13 protein-coding genes are annotated in these 21476 nt (G+C 37.3%); 4 read left to right on the top strand and 9 right to left on the bottom strand.

Going from position 1 to position 21476, the window contains the following annotated elements; translation table 11 throughout:
* Positions 1-76 precede the first annotated feature (76 nt).
* Both J0M37_04030 and J0M37_04025 read left to right on the top strand, forming a co-directional pair.
* Positions 77-2578, top strand: a complete 2502-nt coding sequence (locus tag J0M37_04030) for a mechanosensitive ion channel (GenBank protein MBN8584240.1) — start codon at positions 77-79, stop codon at positions 2576-2578.
* A 5-nt stretch (positions 2579-2583) separates the two neighbouring features.
* Positions 2584-4842 (top strand): hypothetical protein, encoded by a 2259-nt coding sequence (locus J0M37_04025; GenBank protein MBN8584239.1) that lies wholly within the window; start codon positions 2584-2586, stop codon positions 4840-4842.
* Positions 4843-4870: 28 nt separating this feature from the next.
* Here the strand turns inward: J0M37_04025 and J0M37_04020 are convergent, their stop codons facing one another.
* Positions 4871-6265, bottom strand: coding sequence for a hypothetical protein (locus J0M37_04020; GenBank protein ID MBN8584238.1), 1395 nt, complete (start codon positions 6263-6265; stop codon positions 4871-4873).
* A gap of 286 nt (positions 6266-6551) precedes the next feature.
* Between J0M37_04020 and J0M37_04015 the strand changes: the two genes are divergently transcribed.
* Entirely contained in the window at positions 6552-8414 is a 1863-nt protein-coding gene (locus tag J0M37_04015; GenBank protein ID MBN8584237.1) for a peptidase M61, read from the top strand.
* A gap of 89 nt (positions 8415-8503) precedes the next feature.
* Here J0M37_04015 and J0M37_04010 read toward each other — a convergent pair whose 3' ends face one another.
* From J0M37_04010 to J0M37_03985, 6 genes are all read right to left on the bottom strand, one after another.
* Complete coding sequence (locus tag J0M37_04010) at positions 8504-9082, bottom strand: DUF2202 domain-containing protein (GenBank protein MBN8584236.1); 579 nt, start codon at positions 9080-9082, stop codon at positions 8504-8506.
* Between the two features lie 434 nt (positions 9083-9516).
* Positions 9517-10881 (bottom strand): T9SS type A sorting domain-containing protein, encoded by a 1365-nt coding sequence (locus J0M37_04005; protein MBN8584235.1) that lies wholly within the window; start codon positions 10879-10881, stop codon positions 9517-9519.
* A 272-nt stretch (positions 10882-11153) separates the two neighbouring features.
* Positions 11154-12134: a hypothetical protein gene (locus J0M37_04000; GenBank protein ID MBN8584234.1), complete on the bottom strand. Its 981-nt coding sequence runs from the start codon at positions 12132-12134 to the stop codon at positions 11154-11156.
* Positions 12135-12375: 241 nt separating this feature from the next.
* Positions 12376-13530 (bottom strand): beta-lactamase family protein, encoded by a 1155-nt coding sequence (locus J0M37_03995; GenBank protein MBN8584233.1) that lies wholly within the window; start codon positions 13528-13530, stop codon positions 12376-12378.
* Positions 13531-13565: 35 nt separating this feature from the next.
* A complete protein-coding gene (locus J0M37_03990) occupies positions 13566-14801 on the bottom strand; it encodes a T9SS type A sorting domain-containing protein (GenBank protein MBN8584232.1) in 1236 nt (411 codons plus the stop codon).
* Between the two features lie 9 nt (positions 14802-14810).
* Positions 14811-16514, bottom strand: coding sequence for a T9SS type A sorting domain-containing protein (locus J0M37_03985; GenBank protein MBN8584231.1), 1704 nt, complete (start codon positions 16512-16514; stop codon positions 14811-14813).
* A gap of 540 nt (positions 16515-17054) precedes the next feature.
* Here J0M37_03985 and J0M37_03980 point away from each other — a divergent pair.
* Positions 17055-18509, top strand: coding sequence for a hypothetical protein (locus J0M37_03980; protein ID MBN8584230.1), 1455 nt, complete (start codon positions 17055-17057; stop codon positions 18507-18509).
* 5 nt (positions 18510-18514) lie between these two features.
* Here the strand turns inward: J0M37_03980 and J0M37_03975 are convergent, their stop codons facing one another.
* Positions 18515-19990, bottom strand: coding sequence for a sodium:solute symporter (locus tag J0M37_03975; GenBank protein ID MBN8584229.1), 1476 nt, complete (start codon positions 19988-19990; stop codon positions 18515-18517).
* Positions 19991-20072: 82 nt separating this feature from the next.
* Positions 20073-21395, bottom strand: coding sequence for a T9SS type A sorting domain-containing protein (locus tag J0M37_03970; protein ID MBN8584228.1), 1323 nt, complete (start codon positions 21393-21395; stop codon positions 20073-20075).
* Between the last annotated feature and the right edge of the window lie 81 nt (positions 21396-21476).

The raw sequence follows: 21476 nt of genomic DNA, 5'->3' as shown, positions 1-21476 counted from the left end.
CAGAAAGAAATAAAATTCTTTACATTAACAGTATTTTTTTTATTATTTTTGTTTTACACAAAAAACTGTTGAATATATGGATAATAATTGCAGGTTTATACTGAAGATTCTGTTGGTAACTCTGGTACTCATTTTTTCAAATCTGCAGTCAATTTCACAGGATAAAAAATCAAAGGATACAAACCTAACAAAAATTGAAAAATTATCAGTAAATGATTCCGACGAAATAAATGCTATTGAGAATTTAGAGAAAATTTTTGTTGGTGAAATTATACGGCAAAATAATGAAAAACGGATCAAAAGATTAAGAGAAGAACAGTTAAACAGGGTCTATTCAAAAATTGATGAAATAAGATCATATATTTCCAAAGGAATAGATACCTCTGAATACAATTATCTGATCCGGCTTGCAGAATCAGGATACGAAATTACATCCGATATACTTGTAAACGATGATGTAAATATAACAACACCCCGCAACCTGACAACTTCACTGCTTTTAAACAAAGAACTGCTTAATGACCTTGAGCTTATTAGCGCTAAAGTAAAATTACGGATATCAGAAGTAACAGCGCACCGTAAAAATCTTGATTCACTTGCCAGTGATACTATAATATTTAAGATCCCAAAAGATACTTCGGAAATAGCGGAATATTTTAAAATGCTGGCGGCGCTGGGCCAGGCTTACAATCCCGTTGATTCTATGCTTATTAATTCATTGAGTGAACTGAATATTATACAGAATCGAATCAATGATATTTCAACAAAGCTTAATGAAAGCATCTGGCGTATTGAATCTATACGCGCTAACGATGAGCTGTCATTTTTTTCCGGCGGCTTTTTAAAGAAGAATTATCCCTTTATCTGGGATAATTCAGTTCAGCATAAATCTTTCAGTGAAGCAGTTAAGTATTCAACTGCCAAAAATTTAAGAGTACTGATGTTTTATATAGTAAATAACCTGTTTACTGTTTTGATATTAATTTTATTTGCGGTAGTTATTTATTATGCAATTCGCAAATTCAGATCAAAAATAGTAACCGAGAAATTATTATCTTCAAAATTCGGGACATCAGTATTTGTCACCAAACCTTTTTGGTCAGCCTTATTCTTAAGTTTTTCTGTTTTACAGTTCATACTTTCCAGGCCTCCACTTGTATTTTCGGGGATATTATGGATCCTTACAGGTTTTATTCTTTTAATTCTTATAAATAAAAGAAAAGAGAAAAAAATCAGCCTCGTGTGGCTATGTATACTGATAATATATATTTTGATCTTCAACAGCAACTTACTGCTTATTGTAACTACTGCTGAAAGATGGGCATTATTGATTCTTTCGGTGGTATCGTTAATTTCACTTTTTTACATAAAGAAGAGCGCAGCAGATTTCATAGCAGATAAAAGATGGATGAAAACAATTCTCTTTATTTGCTTAATTGTATTTGCTGTTTCCATAATAACCAATATTACCGGATATTTTAATCTAACAAAACAAATTGTTATATCTACATTGCTAACAATGTATCTTTCGATTTTATTTTATGCTGTATATACATACCTGAATGAAGCGCTAATTATTCTTGCTGAATTTTCTGAAGAAAATTCCGATAACAGCTTTACCCGGAATATGCAGAACCTTAAACGAAGCTTTCCTAAGGCAGCAAAATATCTTCTGGCTGCCGGGGTAATTATATTAATATCCCGTAATTTTTATTTATATGATTATTTTGCCGAAGGGCTTTCTATATTTCTGGGAACCACAAGAACACTTGGTGATTTTACATTTAAAATCGAAAATATACTGCTATTTATTGTAATTACAGTAATTTCAGCGGTAATTTCAAAATTCATTTCCCTGTATTCAGAGCTTAAATCTGCAGGTTTATTTTCAGGTAAAGATGAGCGCGGAGGAATAGGCAACTGGCTGCTTTTAATAAGAATATCAGTATTTTCAGCGGGTCTATTGATCGCTTTTGTTTCATCCGGATTTCCAATGGATAAGCTTACTATCATTATCGGTTCATTAGGTGTTGGTATTGGTTTGGGCCTGCAGTCAATTGTCGGAAACCTCTTCAGCGGAGTTTTTTTAGCCTTCGAAAAACCTGTTAAAATTGGTGACCAGATCGAAGTTGACGGAAAAACAGGCATCATCAAAGAAATCGGTATCCGAAGCTCTAAGCTGGAAACATTTGAGGGCTCTGATGTAATAATTCCAAACGGCGATCTCTTATCCAAACATGTTATTAACTGGACAAGAAAAAACAATAAACGCCGCGCAGAAATTTTCATTTCTGTAAAAGAACCCGGAGATATCAATAAATACAAATCATTGATTTTGAAACTGCTTGATGAAAACAACAATGTAGAGAAATTACCTCCTCCCCAGGTACTTGTTAACAGCATAAAGGGATCAGAAGCTGAATTCAGAATACTTTTTTGGGGAGATGTAAATGATTATTTACAGATAAAAAGTGAAGTCTATTATACTATTCAGAATGTTCTGAGAGCCGAAGAAGATAAACTTAAAGAATCAATTTCCGCAGAAAATAAAACCGAAGAAAATAAAAAAGAAAATTAATCAACATGTACGGTAAAATCCTGATCCTGTTCTTTTTATGTACGGCTTTAACTTTTACACAGAATTACAACAGAATTGATTTTGAAGCGGGCGGCTTCGTTCTTGCGCAGGTACCAACACCTGATGGAAATACAATTTATGCGCGAACCGATGTGGGAGGCGTATATAAAAAATCAGGCAATGAAGACTGGAAATTTATAAGCGAGTTCGCGGTAACGCCCGGTGCGCTTATGGTACAGGCTATTGATATTAATCCAAACAACCCGGAAGAAATAATTGCAGCTTGCGGAATGGATTATCTTGGTAATGATAACGGCAGAGGTTTGTGGAAATCTGATAATGGAGGAGTAAGCTGGAAAAAGATCCTTGGTCCTGAAAATGGATTTACGGGTGTTAATTATGGCGGGAATTTATTCAGGGTAAAGCTGGGCGGTCCGTGCGCAAGGTATCATCCCTCTTTACCCGGCAGAATTATAACCGGTACCCTGAAGAACAGTTCCGGTCATCCTGAAATATACATGAGCGATGATAACGGATCAAGCTGGAAAGAAGTTAATCATAATTCAACATTAACCGGGAATACAGTTAGCATTCAGATACATCCCAAATATCCTGAAGAGATATGGATAGGAACAGATGAAGGATTATGGATAACAAGAGATAACGGAAACACATGGAGTGAGAAAATTTTTCCCGGGCAGATAGATGGCGTTTACCAGATACTGCTGAAACAAAACAGCAGCGGAGGTTTAACCGGTTTTGTGACAACAGGAAAGCTGTTCAGGTTAAACAACGATGCGTCTTCTATTACGGAGCTTACCGGAAATTTCGGTTATTATTCCGGATACGGTACTGAAATAATAGGCATTACATTTTATGATTATGATGAATCAAAGCTTTTCTGCAACATGATGGGTTACCCGGCAAAAATATCTGTAAATGATGGCGACAGCTGGGGAAACCAGCTTGAATTCCTGCTGGAAAAACAATATAATCCCAAACATACACTTGAAACACAGGATAAGATCTATACTTCAAATATAATAACTTTTCAAAATCCGGCTGATAATAATATTATATACTCCAGCGGCGGGGCAGGTCCGTTTATCACCACTAATAAAGGTAAAAGCTGGCGCTTTAATGGTGAAGGGATAGATATGACGGTGGTTTATGATGTTACATTTTCTCCATCCGGTGATATTTATATTCCTATAAGTGACTGGGGAATGGCCAGAACCGATGACAAAAATCTACCGCGGATAATTAACTATTCAAGAAATTATACCAAAGACCCTCCCCCGCCTGAAAATAACGGGGATTCATACCTGCCAAATGTTTGCAGAACCCTGGTTTCAAAAAATAACCCGAACAAAATTTATCTTATAGGCGGCAGCGTATTTACATATTACCCCGCAATAGCTGTTTCAAATAACCGCGGCGAACCAGGCAGTTATTCTATTTTGAAACCAACGGGGATCCTTTCTTACCCTGAAGCTGGTCCGGGATATGATGCTATATTAAATGATGGTGATATCACGACAGACGGTAAAAACGATATATTAATAGTTCTAATGGGAGGCGGAGTTTATAACCATACAATTTATGATGCCTCAAACCCGGGGGCATATTGGTATGGTTTATACTTCAGTACCAATAGCGGAATAAGTTTTGAAAAATCAGTTTTTACGGGCGAAGCTGATGCAATTTATAAAAATTCAATTGTAAGCGGACTTTTTAATACTACAGATTATATCGAAGTTGATCCTGTTGATCCCTCCATTGTATATTTTTATATCGAAGGCGGAAATGAATCCGGTGTGCAGGCGGGTGGTTTTTTTATCAGTACAGATTACGGCAGAACATTCAGCTTTAAAAATTATATTGTGCAAAACCCGGCGATTGATTACAGGAACAAAGGGGCTATTGATGTTGACCCTCTTGGCGGCGGAATGATCTGGGCTGGTATCAGGAATTACGGGCTTTTCAGATCAAATAACCGCGGCAGCTCATTTGAAAAATTGCCTGCTTTTACTTCTGTGTTTTATGTTGATTGTAAAGGCAATACTATTGCATTATTCGGAATGAAAGATGGCGACGATTATAATAAAATTTATTTATCAAAAGATGGCGGCGCTACATGGGAGCATATTTATATTCCCGGGCATGGCGTAATACCTTCTGTCAGATCATTAAAACTTCGCGATACAAAAGATGAGCTTTGGATATCAACCGGCGGCCAGGGCTTATTTGTGTATTACTATTGAGTATCGTGTGCAGAAAATTAATTAAGATTTACCATACTCCTGCTCCAAATTCAATTACATACGTCAGCTCACGTATGTTCCTGAAACCCTTGTTTTTTATCCCTACTCTTAAACCCCAGAAATCTGTTATAGCGCTGAGGAATTTCAACGGCGTAAATCTAACGTTTGCCCTGAATTTCAGTCCGGTTTCAAGAACGAAATCCGTACTGTACTTACTTTCTCCGCTGATGTAGTTTTCTTTTTGATTAAACTCAACCCCTGCCGCAAAATAAGGATCCATAAACCTTGATGCAGATGGAGTGATCAGCAGGTTATAGCCTATATCCCGAAGTTCATTTCCCTGTAAATATATCCTGTTCACAATCCAGCCGCCTATTAACGGTGCTTCTACGTTTTTTATAAGCAGCAACGGAAATGTTGCTGAAATACCAAAAGTATTATTATATCTTCCCATTATTCCAATGGATTTTATAAGCTGACCGCTTTCCCACCATTCTTCAATTTCCACATTCGTTGTATTATCAGATATTTCCGGCCAGTTTTTGGAATAGTAACCTATCATATCATTTTTCAAATGATAATCTTTACCAGCCATAGAAGGTTTGGGCATGGGTCTGAGTTCATATACAGAATTATGCGGAGCGTAAACACTATCAATTATATATTTATGGCGGTGCGGTGAATCATATGGAAGCGGAGGAAGAACTTTATGTTCGGGTTTCCTTATTTTTGACATATATGCCTGATATTGTGAAGTAAACAGCTCCCCTGACCGGATAACGTCCCGCAAACCCCAGGCGTCATTTTTTCTCAGGTTAACATCATATCCCGGAGTGTAGTAACCATCACCATTTACATCGGTACAGCTTGCATGTTTGCCTTCTTCTACCAGAATATTGAAAGGCAGGTTAGTTTCCAGTGCATCTATATCAACGTTAAACACATTATCATACCACTCAAGCGCATGGGCTTTAGCTGTAACCTGCAGAAGGATAAGATAATATTCCCTTAAAGTATCGTTAACCTGTTTATATTGTACAAATATCTTGAATTCAGACTGCTCTGTATCATGGTGATGTTTACCGAGTCCTGCTTCAAATTCATAATAATGATTATAACAGATATCCATACCGTTAACATAATTAAGATTTATAACTGAACTATCTATATTTAATTTGTTCAGCCTGACTGCAAGATGTTCTTTATCTTTAAGAGTAAAAATGTTCTTAACCATGTAATATACGGCAGGGCTTGATGCAAGCGTATCAAATGGAAATCTCTGAGGTATTTTAATATCTTTGCCGGTCTTATTATACAGCATTGGTTCATCAGGTGAAAACCAGAATACAGGCGCACAGTATGATACAATTTCCTTAATTGTCATTTCAGACTTAAAGCCGTGCCAGAAAACAAATGCATTCATGGCCCGCTCTCTTAGATCCTGAGACCTGGCTGAACCGGACAAAATCAATATAATGATAATTAAAAAAAAGGGTAGATTTTGAAAATTGCATTTGTTATTCATAAAATCCCGCAATAAACTCCTGTATTAAGATGTAATAAAGTCCAGATTATTAAATTTAGTAACCGCAGGATAATATTATAAATTAATTTAAACAATATAAAAATATAAATTTTATATATTTGCTTTGATTATATCAACTTTATAGAATATTTTAATATCACTTTATTAAATAAAATATACTGTCATGAAAATCCTGAAAATTCTGTTCATCCTGTTTGTAATAACAGTATCAAGAAACTCTTATACCGGCGAACCGCAAACATTCTCAGATACAGCTAACATTACCGAAGCAGCTATCGATCTCACCAAAGCTACCGGCGATCACAGACTGTATGTAGAAGTTAAGGCACCCAATATCACCTCAGAAACTGCCGAATATCATTTCCCTAAAATTGTTCCGGGTACTTATGCCATAAATAACTTTGGAAGATTTGTTTCAGACCTCAGGGCATATGACATCAATAATTCAGAGCTGCAGGTTGAAAGGAAAGATACCAATATTTGGATTATAACAGGGGCATCAAACCTGCATCATATAGGATATATAGTGCGTGATTCATACCACTCAGATGATCTTCCGGTTGTTTTTGAGCCTGCCGGTTCTTGTATAGATTCAGGAAAGGCTTTTGTATTGAATAATTTTTGTTTTGTTGGATATTTTGACGGCTTTAAAGATAGCCCTTTTTCTTTAACTGTTAATAAGCCTAAAGGCTTTTACGGCTCAACCTCTCTGCCTTTAATTTCAACAAATGAAAGCACCGATGTATTTGCAGCTCAAAATTATTTTCAGCTTCACGATAATCCTATCCTTTACTGCCTGCCTGATACAGCCACAATGATGGTTAACAATATGAAAGTGCTTATATCTGTCTATTCACCCAATAAAAAAGTTAATGTTGACTATCTGAAAGAGGACACTAAAAAGTTATTCACTGCACAGGGTGAATATCTTGGCGGTTCGCTGCCGGCAAAGCAGTATTCGGTATTGGTTTACCTTTTTGGTGCATTGCCGAAATCAGGAAGTACCGGTGCCCTGGAGCATTTTACATCAACGGTAATGACTAACTTAGAAGTTGATAATGCCGCTTTTGTTGATGGGTTCAATGATGTTATTTCACATGAGTTCTTTCACATTGTAACTCCTCTCAGTATTCATTCAAAAGAAATTCATTATTTCGATTTTAATGCACCAAAAATGAGCAAACACCTTTGGCTCTATGAAGGCTCAACGGAATATTACGCACAGCATTTTCAGGTAAAAACCTCTTTAATAACTCCGGAAGACTTCCTGCAAAGAATGAGGAAAAAAGTTTTCTACTCTCTTTTAATTTATAATGATTCGCTTTCTTTTACAGAATTAAGCAAGGGTGCGCTAAACATTTACAAACCCCAATATGGCAACGTTTACCAAAAAGGTGCATTGATCAATATGTGTTTAGACCTCTATCTTTTAAAGCTATCAGAAGGTAAATACGGACTGCAAAACCTGAAACGTGACCTTATGAATAAATACGGACCCGATAAACCTTTTGATGATGATGAATTATTTGATGCAATTACAGGTTTAACCTATCCTGAAATCGGTGTTTTTTTAAAAAATTATGTTGAAGGTTCAAACAGGCTGCCATTAAATGACTTTCTCGTTTTTGCCGGGTTTGAATACCTGCCAAATGGTGAGGCAGAAGTGCTTGATTTAATTGGCGGTACCGCTAAACCGGATTTTAAGGGCTCTGTTTATATTACAGATGTTTCAGAGTTCGGTAAAAAACTAAATATTAAAAAAGATGATATACTTGTTTCAATTAATGGCAATCCATTGACGTTAACTGCTTTTGAAAATCTGCTTTTTACACCCAATAAATTAGTCAAACCGGGTGATAAATATACAGTGGAAGTAAAGCGTAAAAATAAAAAGGGCGAGATAAAAAATATAACTTTATCTTCAATTGCCACATTGGTAAAAAAGAACGAATTACATGTAATAAGAGGGGTTGCGCAGCCTGATGAATTACAGTTAAAGATCCGGAAAGCCTGGATCAACCATTAAGAAATGGCGATTCATATTATTTATTATTAAAAGACCCCAAATGGGGTCTTTTATTTTTACGTAAATCTACACAAATTTTGAAACACTTTTTAATTTCTCTCTATTATACTGCTGAATTCTTCATCTGTAAAAAATTGGGGGGTATATTCTGAGCCTGATAATTTTATACTATTGACAAACGCTCTCAGGTGAGATTGTGCCGCACTTTCCATAAGAAAAATCACCTTCACTACATAGCCATCTTCCTGGTAACGGATTCTCTGGCGAAGCTGGTAAATATATTTTTCTTTAATGAAGGCTGCTGCTTCAAGTGCTGCAAGATCGCTTATACATCCTTTTACTGTCAGCTCGTCATAAATTTTCTGTATCTCTTTATCCTGGTATGAACCTGTATTTGAATTGGTTTTGTAGTTGTAGCCGTAATTATCCATTATTCTTTCAACACACCATACATGCCTTGCTTCCCGCTGCTGCACAGAATAAAATACGCTCAATGACCATCTTTCATGAAATTCACCAAGCAGGTCATAAACCATTTTTTCTTCCTGGTAAAGCTTCAGGAAAAGATCCCTGTTATCTTTATATTCATTTTTGTCATTGGTACCTGAAGAATAACTGAATATGCTGCTGAGTAATAGCAACCAGATAATTCCTGATATTTTTTTCATTTTTCACTGCCCCTTTGCTGTAGCTAACAGTTTCTGAACTATATCTTAATTCAAACTTAACCTATTTAAAAATTTTTAACAATGTTAAATATCAATTAATAATATGATAAATCTCATATTATTATATAGTTAAAATGAAGTTAAAGTGTTAAGAACCGGAGTTTTGTGTTAAGAAATGAAATTTAAATTCCTGATATTTATAGTTACATTCTAAAAATATGATACGAAATTGTTAAGGTATCAAGGCTAATAAACTATTTTGCTGAACATTATTGATAAAAAATTTAATACAAATATTTGTAAAATTTTTATCTGAGATCTTATAACCCCCGGGCTTTCTTTATTTAGATATAAAAAACTTAGCCCGGTCAATATTAAATACAGACCGGGCTAAATATGAAATCATTTAAATTCCTATTGTTAAGCAGTACTTTTTATTTGATCAAAGTCATTTTCTTTACATCTCTGTATGTTCCTGATGAGAGCTCGTAATAATAAACACCGCTGGAATATTTTGCGGCATCGAAGCTAACTTCATAATTCCCAGCAGGCAGGTTTTCATTGGCCAGTATATCTAAAACCCTTCCGGTGTTATCATATATCACCAGTGAAGTTTGCCCCGGTGCATTTAAACCGAATTTTATTTTTGTAACCGGGTTGAACGGGTTAGGATAATTCTGCCCAAGTGAAAATTTTTCAGGTAACGCTGTACCTGTGGGCTCTATACCTGTGGGTGAACCCCACTTTGAGATGTTGTTAACAGTTACTCCGCCTGCGGAAGTAAAATCACCGCCGGCATAAGGCAGAGTAGCGAAAACTGAAATTGCCATAACTATTATAGGGTCGCCTCCGGACATTCCAGATGCCATGGCAGACCAGTTTGATCCGTTCCACCGCGCTATCCTGTTGGCACCTATGCCGCCAGCGGAAGTAAATTCACCACCAGTGTATAAATAGCTTCCGCTTGAGTGAAGTGAGTATACGGTATTATTAGTCCCTGTTCCAATAGCAGACCAGCTTCCGTTCCACTTTGCTATGCGGTTTACAGAAACACCGCCTACAGTAGTAAAGCTTCCTCCTACTACCAGTTCATTGTTAAGCACTTCCAGCGCGTATACGGTGTTGTTTACACCCAGGCCAAGTGCGCTCCATGAGCTTCCGTTCCATGAAGCAATACGGTTTGCGTTTATTCCCCCTGCAGTTGTGAACTCGCCGCCGGCAACAAGCGTATTGTTATATACTTTCAGTGTTCTTACTGTACCGTTAAGCCCAAGTCCGACAGATTCCCACGAAGAACCTGTCCACCGCGCAATTCTGTTCCTGGTATTTCCTCCAACACTTGTAAAGCTGCCTGCAGCATAAAGCTCATTATTATAAACAGCCAGAGAATAAATATCGTTGTTAAAAGACTGGTTGCTTCCGAAGAGCAGCCAGTTTGTACCGTTCCATTTGGCAAGCCTTCCTGCACCCACTCCACCAACCTGAGAAAAATCACCCCCAACAATAAGCTCACCGCTCATAACGATAAGAGCTGAAACCCTTCCGTTCGTTCCAAGCCCAAGTGAACTCCATGAAGTCCCGTTCCATGATGCTATCCTGTTAGCGGAAATTCCTCCTATACTTGTAAAATCGCCTGCTGCTACAAGCTGCCCGCCGTAATTTACAAGTGCCCTTACTTCGTCATTAGAACCTGTACCGCAGGCAGACCAGTTTTGCGATAGAAGATCAGTTGTAATGAATGTAAGGAAGAAGAGCAGTATTGCTGCAATGAGTAATTTACTAATTGAAAACTTCTTCATAATTTCCCCCTTTTAAAATTTATGAAAAGTAATATTTATTAATGTATAACCAATATAGTTAGCAATAATAGGTAAGTAAAGAGGAAATATATAACCGTTTCAATTAACGATATCACTGTATAATTGGGTTTAATTGTTTGATAAACATTGCATTAAATAATTTTTTTAGATGGATATTGATAAATAAAAAGCCTTCCGGGGGGATACCGGAAGGCTTATTTACTGTTTTACATCTGCAGATTTTCGATCTGCGTATTTTAGAGAAGAAACTGTTACGGAAGAACCCTGTATGGTGTACCAACTGCATCACTGGCAAATTCAACAGGTGAATCATCATATAATGATTTGCGTGTTGATGCACTGATAAAACCATTGAACCTGCCGCGGTTGTGACCTGAGTGGATAGTAAATGCTTTATCGTATGTTCTTAACCATCCGGCACCGCTTGGTGTTTGGCTTGTCATAACAAACGGCTCCCTGTGGAATCCGAAATTGCGTTTGCCCCAATGCCATGCTACAATGTCCTGCTCTGACTGAGCTGAATAAGTTGTAACAACAAATCTTACCTGGTCGCCTGCATTCACTTCAGGAATTCCTGCCCCGTCAAATCTTCTGGTTGTAAATATATTTTGTGTAAAATCAGGCCCGGCAAAAGTATATGTTAATGTACCGTTCACATATACCTGTATCTGCTGCATCTGGATATAATCATTACTGTTCTGCGGTGAGGTTGTTCTGCCATCAACCATAGATACTTTGTATAATCTCCAGTTCTGCCTCGGACGGGGGTTATTACCTACGCGTTTAAATATTGCAGTTCTTTTGAATTCCTGTGTGTATGGTTTAAATATTGTGTCAACAACTCCACCAACCACGCCAACAATAACATAGTTACCCGTTATTGTTCTTGTGATATTTGCATATTTAAGGCTATCACCTTCATTAGTTATAGTAACTGTAGCGCTTGAGCCTGTTACTATTCTGCCCCATCTCATCAATGAGTCTATGGGTGTATCTCCGCCGTCCAGATCACCGACAGCGCCGCCATCGTCAAAATCGGTAACTTCTGCTTTTAAAAGATCATCATCTTCAGCATTTGGATTTGAGTAACCATTGGTAATAACTTCTGTTATATACTGGTCGTCTGTTTGTGATTCTTCAACGGAATTATCGTTACATGCTGCCATGAATATGGTAAATACCGCAGAAAACGTTAAAATTAACAATTTTTTTGATGGTTTTAGGAATTTCATTATATTTTCTCCTTTATTATTGATTTTTTCGCTGTTTTTGTACTTTTCAGGTGGTTATAACCCTTTTGTATCAATAAGACAAGCAGATGTTTAAAAGGTTTAATGAAAAATTACAACAAAACTTCCTTATGAAATATAAATGCAGGGCCTCTCAAGAATGAGAGAGCCCTGTATCATATTTACCGCATTTTCAATTGGGGATTTACTTAACCGGTAAATATTATCTCAATTTATTGAAGCATTACTCCCATGCATTATCGTAAGCGTTCAAAACCACAGTTCTTATGCTCAGGTCAGCCCCTATTTCTGAATTTGTCATAACTGCAAGATCAACATTATTGGGAAACTGCACTATTAATCCCCGCATATTCCCCTGGTTTCCGCCAGCAGGTCCCGTGCTGTTAATTGAACCGCCGTGATTAAAATACTCGCCGTGTTCACCGTTGAGTGTTCCGTTTTCTGACCAGCCAATGTAATTATCCCTCATAATATTGCGGTTCACCTCAGAAAGTATATCGTTATTATACCTTATATTTGCCAGGAAGTTTGCAAGATCAATTGCGGAAAGATAATAACCGCCGCCGCCGCATATCATCGTCCAGTCACCGAAATCTACACCCGGTGTATTGGCGGCATTTGTGTAAAATAAAGTTGGCTGCTCTGCTGAAGGACTTACACAATCCGCATTCAGAACCCCAAGCTTATCAAAGATTTCCTGCTGTATGTAAAGCCTGTAAAAGAAGCTGGCAGATGAAGCGTTTATTTCTGTTATTCCCGGCGCGCCCGGTAACCCTTTCCATAATGCGGGAATTATCACTCTGAACAGCGCATAGTTCATGTTCATATATAAATGTGATTGCGGATTAATACAGCCGGTAGCTACTGAATCCCTTAACGCATTAAAAGAAAGAGTAGCGTTGAAATTTGAGTTCGCAGTATTGAAACCGGTGCGGTGCGTAAGCAGGCTTTTGAATGTAAGGCTGCTTACCCCAGTTCCCAAATTCCAGTCAGCGGGCAGCCATGGAGCAATGAGCGAATCAATTGTCAGACCGCGTCTTTCAAGCAGCTGCAGCACTGCAACTGCTGTGATGGTTTTTGTAATTGAAGCAATGTTCATTCTTTTTGATGCTGACTGCAGTATCTGGCCGTCTATGGTGGTTCTTGCAAAACCTGAATCTCCCGAGCGGTTTAACTGTCCGTTTAAGTTAATTGCATAAACATAACCTACAGTTTGACCGTCAAGCGAGGCCCTGAGGTTCTTCTCGAATTTATCCATACTAAAAACCTGATCATTTGACTGAATATTGTTTATACCTTCTTCACCGCAAGAAGTTAAAAAACCGGCTAAGATCAGCAGCGTTAAATATATTAATCTGTTTGCTTTTACTAGTTTCATGTTTTATTAGATTTTCCTTTGTTTTTTAGACTCTTTTATTTTACTAAGATCATTTTTTTAACATCTGTAAAGTCAACTGTTTCCAACCGGTAAAAATATACACCGCTGGTTAAAGCTGTTCCATTGAAATCTATCTTGTATTCACCTGCGCTCAAATTTTCGTTTACAAGTAAGGCAACTTCCTTCCCCGTGATATCAAAAACAGTAAGCTTTACATTTCCTGATTCGGGGATCTGCAGCTTAATGTTGGTTGTGGGATTAAACGGATTCGGATAATTCTGACTAAGTGAAAACTTATCGGGCATACTGTTTGATATCTGCTCAATACCTATAACATTTCCTCCGCCGTTATCAGTTAACAGAATACCTGAATTCAGGCTTGCCCATCCAATATCTGATCCGTAAAAATCAATGCTGTTGCATGAGTTTGGAGAGTTAGCCCATTGCAGGTACCAGTTAAGTCCGCCATCGAATGTTTTTAAAACACCCCCCGAATTGCTGTAAACCGATGCGGCTGCAAATCCAACCAGCGGAGTTACAAACACAATACAATTTATATCCCTCACTTCAGTGTTTACGGTTACTGAATCCCAGTTGGCTCCGCCGTTTATTGTGCGGTAAATTTTCTTATAACATGAAGCAAATCCGGTCTGTGAGTTCCTGAAATATACCTGATTAACCGCGTTAAATACATTATCAAGCTGAACTGTCCAGTTTTGGCCGCCATTTGTAGTTTTAGCAACTTTGCCCTGGGTATTCATTGAACCGGATATCCATCCTGTCTGATCATTTATAAACATCACTGATTTTAAATATGAGAAAAATGACGGTTCAAGAAGCACCCAGTTATCTCCGCCGTTAACGGTTTTTAACACTTTACCTGTAACAGTCGTTAAGAAGCCTGTATTGGCGTTAAGGAAATCAACTCCTGAAAGATTTTCAAATCCCGCGAATGATTCTATCCAGTTTTCGCCCCCGTTGGTAGTTTTAAGCACGCTGCCATCCTGCCCCGGTGACCAGCCTGTTGTTGCATTGATAAAATCTATTTCACTCCTTTGTTTTTCATAAGCAAGGTTTGTCTGTTTCACCCAGTTTAAACCGCCGTTGGTTGATTTGTGTATATCATGCCCGGCTGAATAGATTATTGTTTCTGAAACATTACATACATCATTAGAATTGCCATACTGGCCGGGAAGGTCATTTTGAGTCCACTGAGAGAATATGCTTGATGAAAAGATCAAAGCTGCAATAATTATTGTTTTAATCTTCATATATTTATCCTACTTTACTAATATCATTTTTTTAACATCGGTAAAACCGGCTGCTTCAATGCGGTAAAAATACACCCCGCTTGTTAATCCAGAAGCATTGAAATCTACTTTATACTCACCGGCATTTAGATTTTCGTTCACAAGCAGTGCAACTTCTTTGCCCGTTACATCAAATACTCTGAGTTTTACAAATCCTTCCTTAGGTATCTGCATCTTTATGTTTGTGGCTGGATTAAACGGATTGGGATAATTCTGGCTTAAAGAAAACTTCTCCGGAATTTCATTTGAAACCGGCTCGATCCCTATAGTTGAACCGTATTTAATAAGTAATGATTTTCTTACACCTGCGGTTTCTGTATTGCCTGCTGTTATTAAAGTACCATCGGGTAAAATATGTATCGATCTGAAACTCTGGCTGGTATTTGATCCTGTCCTTTCAATGAACCAATCCATTACGCCTGCAGAGCTGAATTTTGCAGTAACCAGGCTTGTTTGCTGAGCCTGATAATCAGTGAGATCTGCTACTAAATAAATATTATCAGCATTATCCATTTTCATGTCTTTGAGCCAGTCTGCTCTATTGCCCGCAAAATCATGTTTATTAACCCATAATTGTGTGCCTGCCGGGGAATATTTTATCAAAAGCATACTTGAAGGAGCCTGCTGTGACGAATAAGTATATCCTCCAAGAATAATGTTTGAATTTATATCAAAACCAATGTGCGTAGCTCCATCATCCTGATTTGAAATGGCATTATTATATGTTTTCTGAAATATAGTTGAACCATCATCCCTTCCGAGCTTCAGAAGCAAAACATTTGCTCCCTGGTTTGCAACTCCGGTGAAACCCGTTACAAAAACATTTCCATCCGGTCCAACAGCAATATCATTTGCTGCATCATCCATATGAGAGGCTCCGGTAAATGTTTTGCTCCATTCTATTGTAATATTCCCATTGGTATTTATCTTTCTCACTATAAAATCATTTTCTTCGTTTGGGTTTATATTGCCAACACAAACAGAATAAATATTCAGAGAATTATCCTTCACTATTTTTATCATTCTGTATGTATAGTTTGCCAGCGCGCCTAAAGATGTGTATGAAATTGAATCACCTGTAAAAGAATATTTAGCAATTCCGCACTCTGAAGCGCCGTTATAATCAAAACTCATCCCTATATACAAACCATCCCTTGCTACTAACGATACACCTTCACACTTCCTGTCTGCAAAATTAGTCCTGTTAATTCTTCTTACCCAGATAATATTTCCGTTCTGGTCATATTTTAGCACTATACAGTCATACACTCCGCCCGGTCCTCTGGTACTTGTTCCGGTAATATAAATATTTCCGCTGCCATCAAAACAAATATCATTTGGTTGTTCTATTCCATTATAACTGTAGTTGTAAATTTTAGTCCATAATCTGGTACCGGCCGCATTATACTTCACCAGCATTATATCATCGTTTGTATTTGCAGTTCTTGTGCTTGCCGCTATGTATGTATTGCCCTCCGCATCAACAATAGATTTATCACAATAATCATAGCCGGTACCATTGGGGTTACTGTACATACTCGACCATATTTCTGAAGGCTGCGCGTAAGCAAACGTACTGAAAAAAACTAACATTACAAAAGCGCTGTAACTGATCTTTGATACTATTGGGTTCCTGTTTCCGGATTCCGCATTTTTGTAGTTTTTAATTTTCATTTTTATCGATTTTTTAATTTATTAATATTTTTTATAGTTCTATTTTTTTTCTTTTCTAAGTGATTATTGCTTCCGTTTATCGGATTGCTGCTTTCAATCTGAAACAGTAGTTTTAAAATATGTGTGTGATAAAATTCATCCATCACCGTTTCGAACACTGCAATATTTGACTGCTTTTTTTTACTTTTTGCGTGCCCGTTCATAATTCGCTTATTCCTGTTTTTCATTTCTTCTCAAAAATAGCGGATGCGGTGAGCGCAATTCAATTAGAACTATTTGCCCCTGTAACCCTATTTTAAACGGAAAGCATTGTTGATTTTACTGTATAATTGTTCCTGTGTACAACTAATTTTGCAGTTTTAGCCGGTTTTTAAAGGATATTGTTTGTAAAAAAATATGATTTGTAATAACTTTTTTTTAGATTAAAAGTTTTAGTAATTTGTAATCAGCTAAAATGTATAAATAGTATAACAACTGAACTTAACTATATGCAATTTCAATATTTAAAGGTAATTTGTTTCAAGTAACTGTAATTAAAAAATGATCAAAACTAACTTCATAGATGTAATCAAAACATTTTCAAAAGAGGAAGTAAAACGATTTTCTGATTTTGCCAATTCACCATATCACAATTCCAGCAAGTCAGTTTCAAAACTGGTGGAGCTGTTGAAGAAATATTACCCGGATTTTGATAACAGAAATTTTACCAAAGAAAAAATATACACTAAAGTTTTTTCAACCCGGACATATAATGACCAGGTTATGAGAAATCTAATGAGCGACGCATTGCAGCTAAGTTATGAATTTTTAACCATTGAAGGGATTAGCAAAGATGTTAATGTAGAAATGCGATACACATTACATGAACTGAGAACGAGAAACCTGGACGCGCTGTATGATAAAAACCTTAAGGCCGCTTACAAATCAGTTCAGAAGGATCATTCACTCGACTTTTTATACTTTGAGCATCTTTACAAACTTGAGTGTGAAGTTTTTCTCAATGAGCTTACTCATAACAGGCAGGAAGGTGTTTACCCTGTTGTTGTAAAGCAGGGTGAATTGCTTACATATGATTATATTTCAAAACTGATAAATCACATTATTGATATGCAGGTAAACGAAACTTACTATAGCATAAAAGATAGTAACACATTTACCAAAAAACTCTTTGAAGGGCTTGATATTGATTTAATCTTAAAAAAACTGAAAAATACTTCTGAAACGGATTATTCTGTTCTGCAAATCTTCTACTACAGAGCCATTCTTTCGCTTGAAGGAAAAGAAGAAGATTACTTAAAGTTTAAGGAATTATTTTTCAGCAATTCATCTCTGTTTAAGAGGGCAACCAACTATAACCTTGTAACTACAATGGAAACATTCTGCATCAATAACATCAAGTTAGATTCCGCAAAATACAGGGCAGAACTTAATTCAATTCACCGCAAAACCATTGAACTGGGTCTTTTGAAACTGTATGAAGAAGGAACCCTGAATTTGCTTAAGTTCTGGAATATTTTTATTAATTCAGTTGAGATCAACCAGATAGACTGGGCAGAAGAATTTGCTGAGAAGTATTACGTCGAACTGGAATCTGAAATCAAAGAAGGCGCATTGAATTTTGCAAGAGCAATCATATTGTATAAACGTAAAGATTTTGATAAAGCTCTTGAGGTATTAAACAAAACCAAACTGAGCCAGTTCCTCTTCAGGCTTTCTATTAAAACATTCTATTTGAGGATATATTATGAAAAAGGAGATTACCAATCGGCCGGATTCGCGCTAGATTCGTACAAACAATTTCTTTACAAAAATAAAACTATAAGCGAAGCTTACCGGAATGTTTATCTTAACTTTGCTGCAGTGTATAACGACCTTTTAAGAACATCATCCGGAGAAAAAACATCAGGGAAAAGTGAATTGATAACAAAAATGGAGTCTATGTCGCCAAATGTTTACAATAAACACTGGCTTATAGAAATGATAGAGATGCTGTAAAAATATTATGAAACACTTTTTCCTGCATCCCTTCTGGAAGTAAACGCAGAAAATATATTCGCCATAATAATTGTAATTGCAACTCCTATCAACGTGTACCAGGTCCATGCGATCTTTGTGAAGTAGATTATGAATATCATTCCGGTTATACCGCATAAAAATCCGAATATAGCGGGCACCTGACTGATGCGCTTGAAAAATACCCCAAGCAGAAAGGTACCCAGTAACCCACCGTATGTAAATGACGCTATGGATAATCCCAGCACTACAACGGCCTGCGAGGAATTCATAAACAGGAAAGCAGAAAGTATCAGAACCCCGCACCATAATAATGCAATTACCTTTGAAACTCTCAAGAGCTGAACATCAGTTTTACCTTTGCCGAAATACGGTTTGTAAATATCTTCAACCAGAGTTGATGAGAGCGCAGAAATTGAACCCGATAGCGTTGACATCGCCGCTGCAAGAAGTCCGGCTATAATAATACCCGATATGCCGCTTGGCATATAATTAATAATGAATTTCGGAAAAACTTCATCGGACTTCATTGTTTCCCCATTGAAGAATACGAACAATAACGAACCCACAAACAAGAAAAGCGCAAACTGCAGGAACACAATAAAACCGCTGGTTATCAAAGCCTTTTGGGAAGATTTAAGAGAATCAGTTGTTAAAAGCCTCTGCACTATAAGCTGATCGGTTCCATGAGAAGCCATCGAAAGGAATCCGCCTCCAATAACACTTGCAAGAATAGTATAAGGTTTTGTAAAATCAAATGAAAAATCAAAAAAGTTAAGCTTGCCCTGCGCGCCAAGCTGAGAAATTGCTTCGCCGAAACCCATGGTCATTTTACCGCTCAGCACATAAACAGCAAGTATCCCTCCGCCTATATAAATGAACATTTGAATTACATCAGTCCATATAACAGCTCTAACGCCGCCTAAATAAGTGTATGCCAGGGTAATTACTGCAATTATTATTATTGAATAAGTGTATATCTGCCAATCCGGCGCAGTTGGGAATACATTCCATCCCTTTAGCAGCAGCGCAAGCGGAATGGCCGTTGCGTACAGCCTGACGCCATCAGCAAACACACGAGTAACCATGAATACAGTGGAGGCAGTATTCTTTGTTTTAGCGCCAAATCTTTTGCCAAGGTATGCGTAGGCTGTCAATAGCTCGCCTTCGTAATATTTCGGAAGCATAAACCAGCTCACTACTATTCTGCCAAGTATGTATCCAATGGCTATTTGCAGAAAATTCAGATTGCCAACATATGCAACTCCCGGCACGCTAATAAAAGTGAGCGCGCTGGTTTCAGTGGCAACAATTGCAAAACATACGGCCCACCAGGGGATGGCTTTTTCGCTAACAAAGTAATCACGGGCTGATTTCTGCTTGCCGCCTTTGATAATACCATATGCGGTTACTCCGCCAAGGTAAACTACTACAATTATCAGGTCAAGATATGAAAAGTTCATTTACAGTTTTTAGTTATCTGCAAATATAGGATTTAAAAAATAAAAAAGCCCCGAAAATCGGGGCTGAAGTTAAAATTGAGTTCTACCTCACCAATATCATTTTTTTAGTTTCAATATGATTTTCTGTTTCCAGAGTATAGAAATACACCCCTGAAGGTACCTGGCGGCCCCTGTGGTCTGTACCAAACCACATAAATTCAAAATTACCGGGAGCTCTGAAACCATTTGAATAAGAAAATATTTCTTCACCAGAAACGTTATATATAGTGATCTTAGACATTGATGTTTCAAATATTTCATATTTAATGGTTGTAACAGGGTTAAACGGGTTCGGATAGTTCTGGTGCAGCGCAATTTCAACCGGCAGTATATGCTGAGTGCCTGATACTCCAATTGTGTTATCGGTTGTATATTTATAAATCCTTTTCCCTCCTGCATATCCTAATGTGTCTCCGTAAAATCTTATGCGGTTTATTGATGTAAATTCCGGATTAAGATTTAGCTGATTCCAGTCATTTCCCCCGTTAGTTGTCACATAAAATTTAGTATAACCGCCCATCCAGCCAGTTGTTTCATTCACAAAGCCAATTCCCTGCTCTCTGAAATTCAAACCTGCGCCGTAAAGTTTTTCACTCCAGGTTATTCCACCGTCAGTAGTTTTTGCAAAGTAACTCGTATCTTCAAGATTGTTATTTTCCAGGCTTACATACCCCGTTGTTTGTGAAGGAAAGCTGATCTTCCATCCCCAGTTTCCCGCACGGTTAGAAGTAAATCTAGTTTCCCAAGTTTCACCGGCATTAGAGGTATATAATATTACTGATCTTCTGTTGGCATACGTTGAACCGATCCCACCGGTTACAAAGGCTTCGGTTTCATTTACAAGATAACAATCCACAAGAGCGTTTGCATAAGCGACCAGGTTTTTTACCCGCCATGTTGAACCCCGGTCTGTACTAATCACGATCCTTGGGTAGCCTGAATACATTCCGCTTCCTAAAATCGTATTTCCAAAGGAATTCAACCCGCAAATACCTAAAATGGAATCGTCTTTTAGGTCAACATAAGCCCAGTTATGACCGCCGTCAGTTGTCCTGTATAAATGCTGAGAACCGTTTAAAGTACCAATAAATCCGTTTACTGAGTCCAAAAAACAAATTGCCCTGGAATATGAATTATTCAGTGAGGATAAGAGCTGCCAGTTTATTCCGCCGTTAGTGGATTTAATTATCCTTGAAACTGAGCCTTCACCTACTGCCCAGCCGGTAAAAGCATTTATAAAATACAGATCATCATATCTGCCCTGCGGGGGTGAGTCAGGTAAAAGATACCATTGTGGTGTTTGTGCCTGTGAGGTAGTAAACAGAAACAGGATAAGAAGGACTGTTAAAAAATAAAATTTTTTCATTTAATATATTATGGTTCATAAATGATTGCTTATTATAATATATAAATCTGCTAATTAATTCAAAATGCAATATTTAAAAAT

This window comes from Ignavibacteria bacterium (assembly GCA_017303675.1).
Taxonomy (GTDB): Bacteria; Bacteroidota; Ignavibacteria; order Tepidaquicellales; family OLB5; genus OLB5.
Note: the sequence above shows the minus strand (reverse complement) of the source record. Positions and strands in the feature narration are given on the sequence as shown.

Coding starts and splice junctions, on each gene's coding strand:
- J0M37_04000 (MBN8584234.1), bottom strand. CDS start 12,134: ATGAAATTCCTAAAACCATCAAAAAAATTGTTAATTTTAACGTTTTCT.
- J0M37_04015 (MBN8584237.1), top strand. CDS start 6,552: ATGAAAATCCTGAAAATTCTGTTCATCCTGTTTGTAATAACAGTATCA.
- J0M37_04030 (MBN8584240.1), top strand. CDS start 77: ATGGATAATAATTGCAGGTTTATACTGAAGATTCTGTTGGTAACTCTG.
- J0M37_04020 (MBN8584238.1), bottom strand. CDS start 6,265: ATGAATGCATTTGTTTTCTGGCACGGCTTTAAGTCTGAAATGACAATT.
- J0M37_03995 (MBN8584233.1), bottom strand. CDS start 13,530: ATGAAACTAGTAAAAGCAAACAGATTAATATATTTAACGCTGCTGATC.
- J0M37_03970 (MBN8584228.1), bottom strand. CDS start 21,395: ATGAAAAAATTTTATTTTTTAACAGTCCTTCTTATCCTGTTTCTGTTT.
- J0M37_03980 (MBN8584230.1), top strand. CDS start 17,055: ATGATCAAAACTAACTTCATAGATGTAATCAAAACATTTTCAAAAGAG.
- J0M37_03985 (MBN8584231.1), bottom strand. CDS start 16,514: ATGAAAATTAAAAACTACAAAAATGCGGAATCCGGAAACAGGAACCCA.
- J0M37_04025 (MBN8584239.1), top strand. CDS start 2,584: ATGTACGGTAAAATCCTGATCCTGTTCTTTTTATGTACGGCTTTAACT.
- J0M37_03990 (MBN8584232.1), bottom strand. CDS start 14,801: ATGAAGATTAAAACAATAATTATTGCAGCTTTGATCTTTTCATCAAGC.
- J0M37_04010 (MBN8584236.1), bottom strand. CDS start 9,082: ATGAAAAAAATATCAGGAATTATCTGGTTGCTATTACTCAGCAGCATA.
- J0M37_03975 (MBN8584229.1), bottom strand. CDS start 19,990: ATGAACTTTTCATATCTTGACCTGATAATTGTAGTAGTTTACCTTGGC.
- J0M37_04005 (MBN8584235.1), bottom strand. CDS start 10,881: ATGAAGAAGTTTTCAATTAGTAAATTACTCATTGCAGCAATACTGCTC.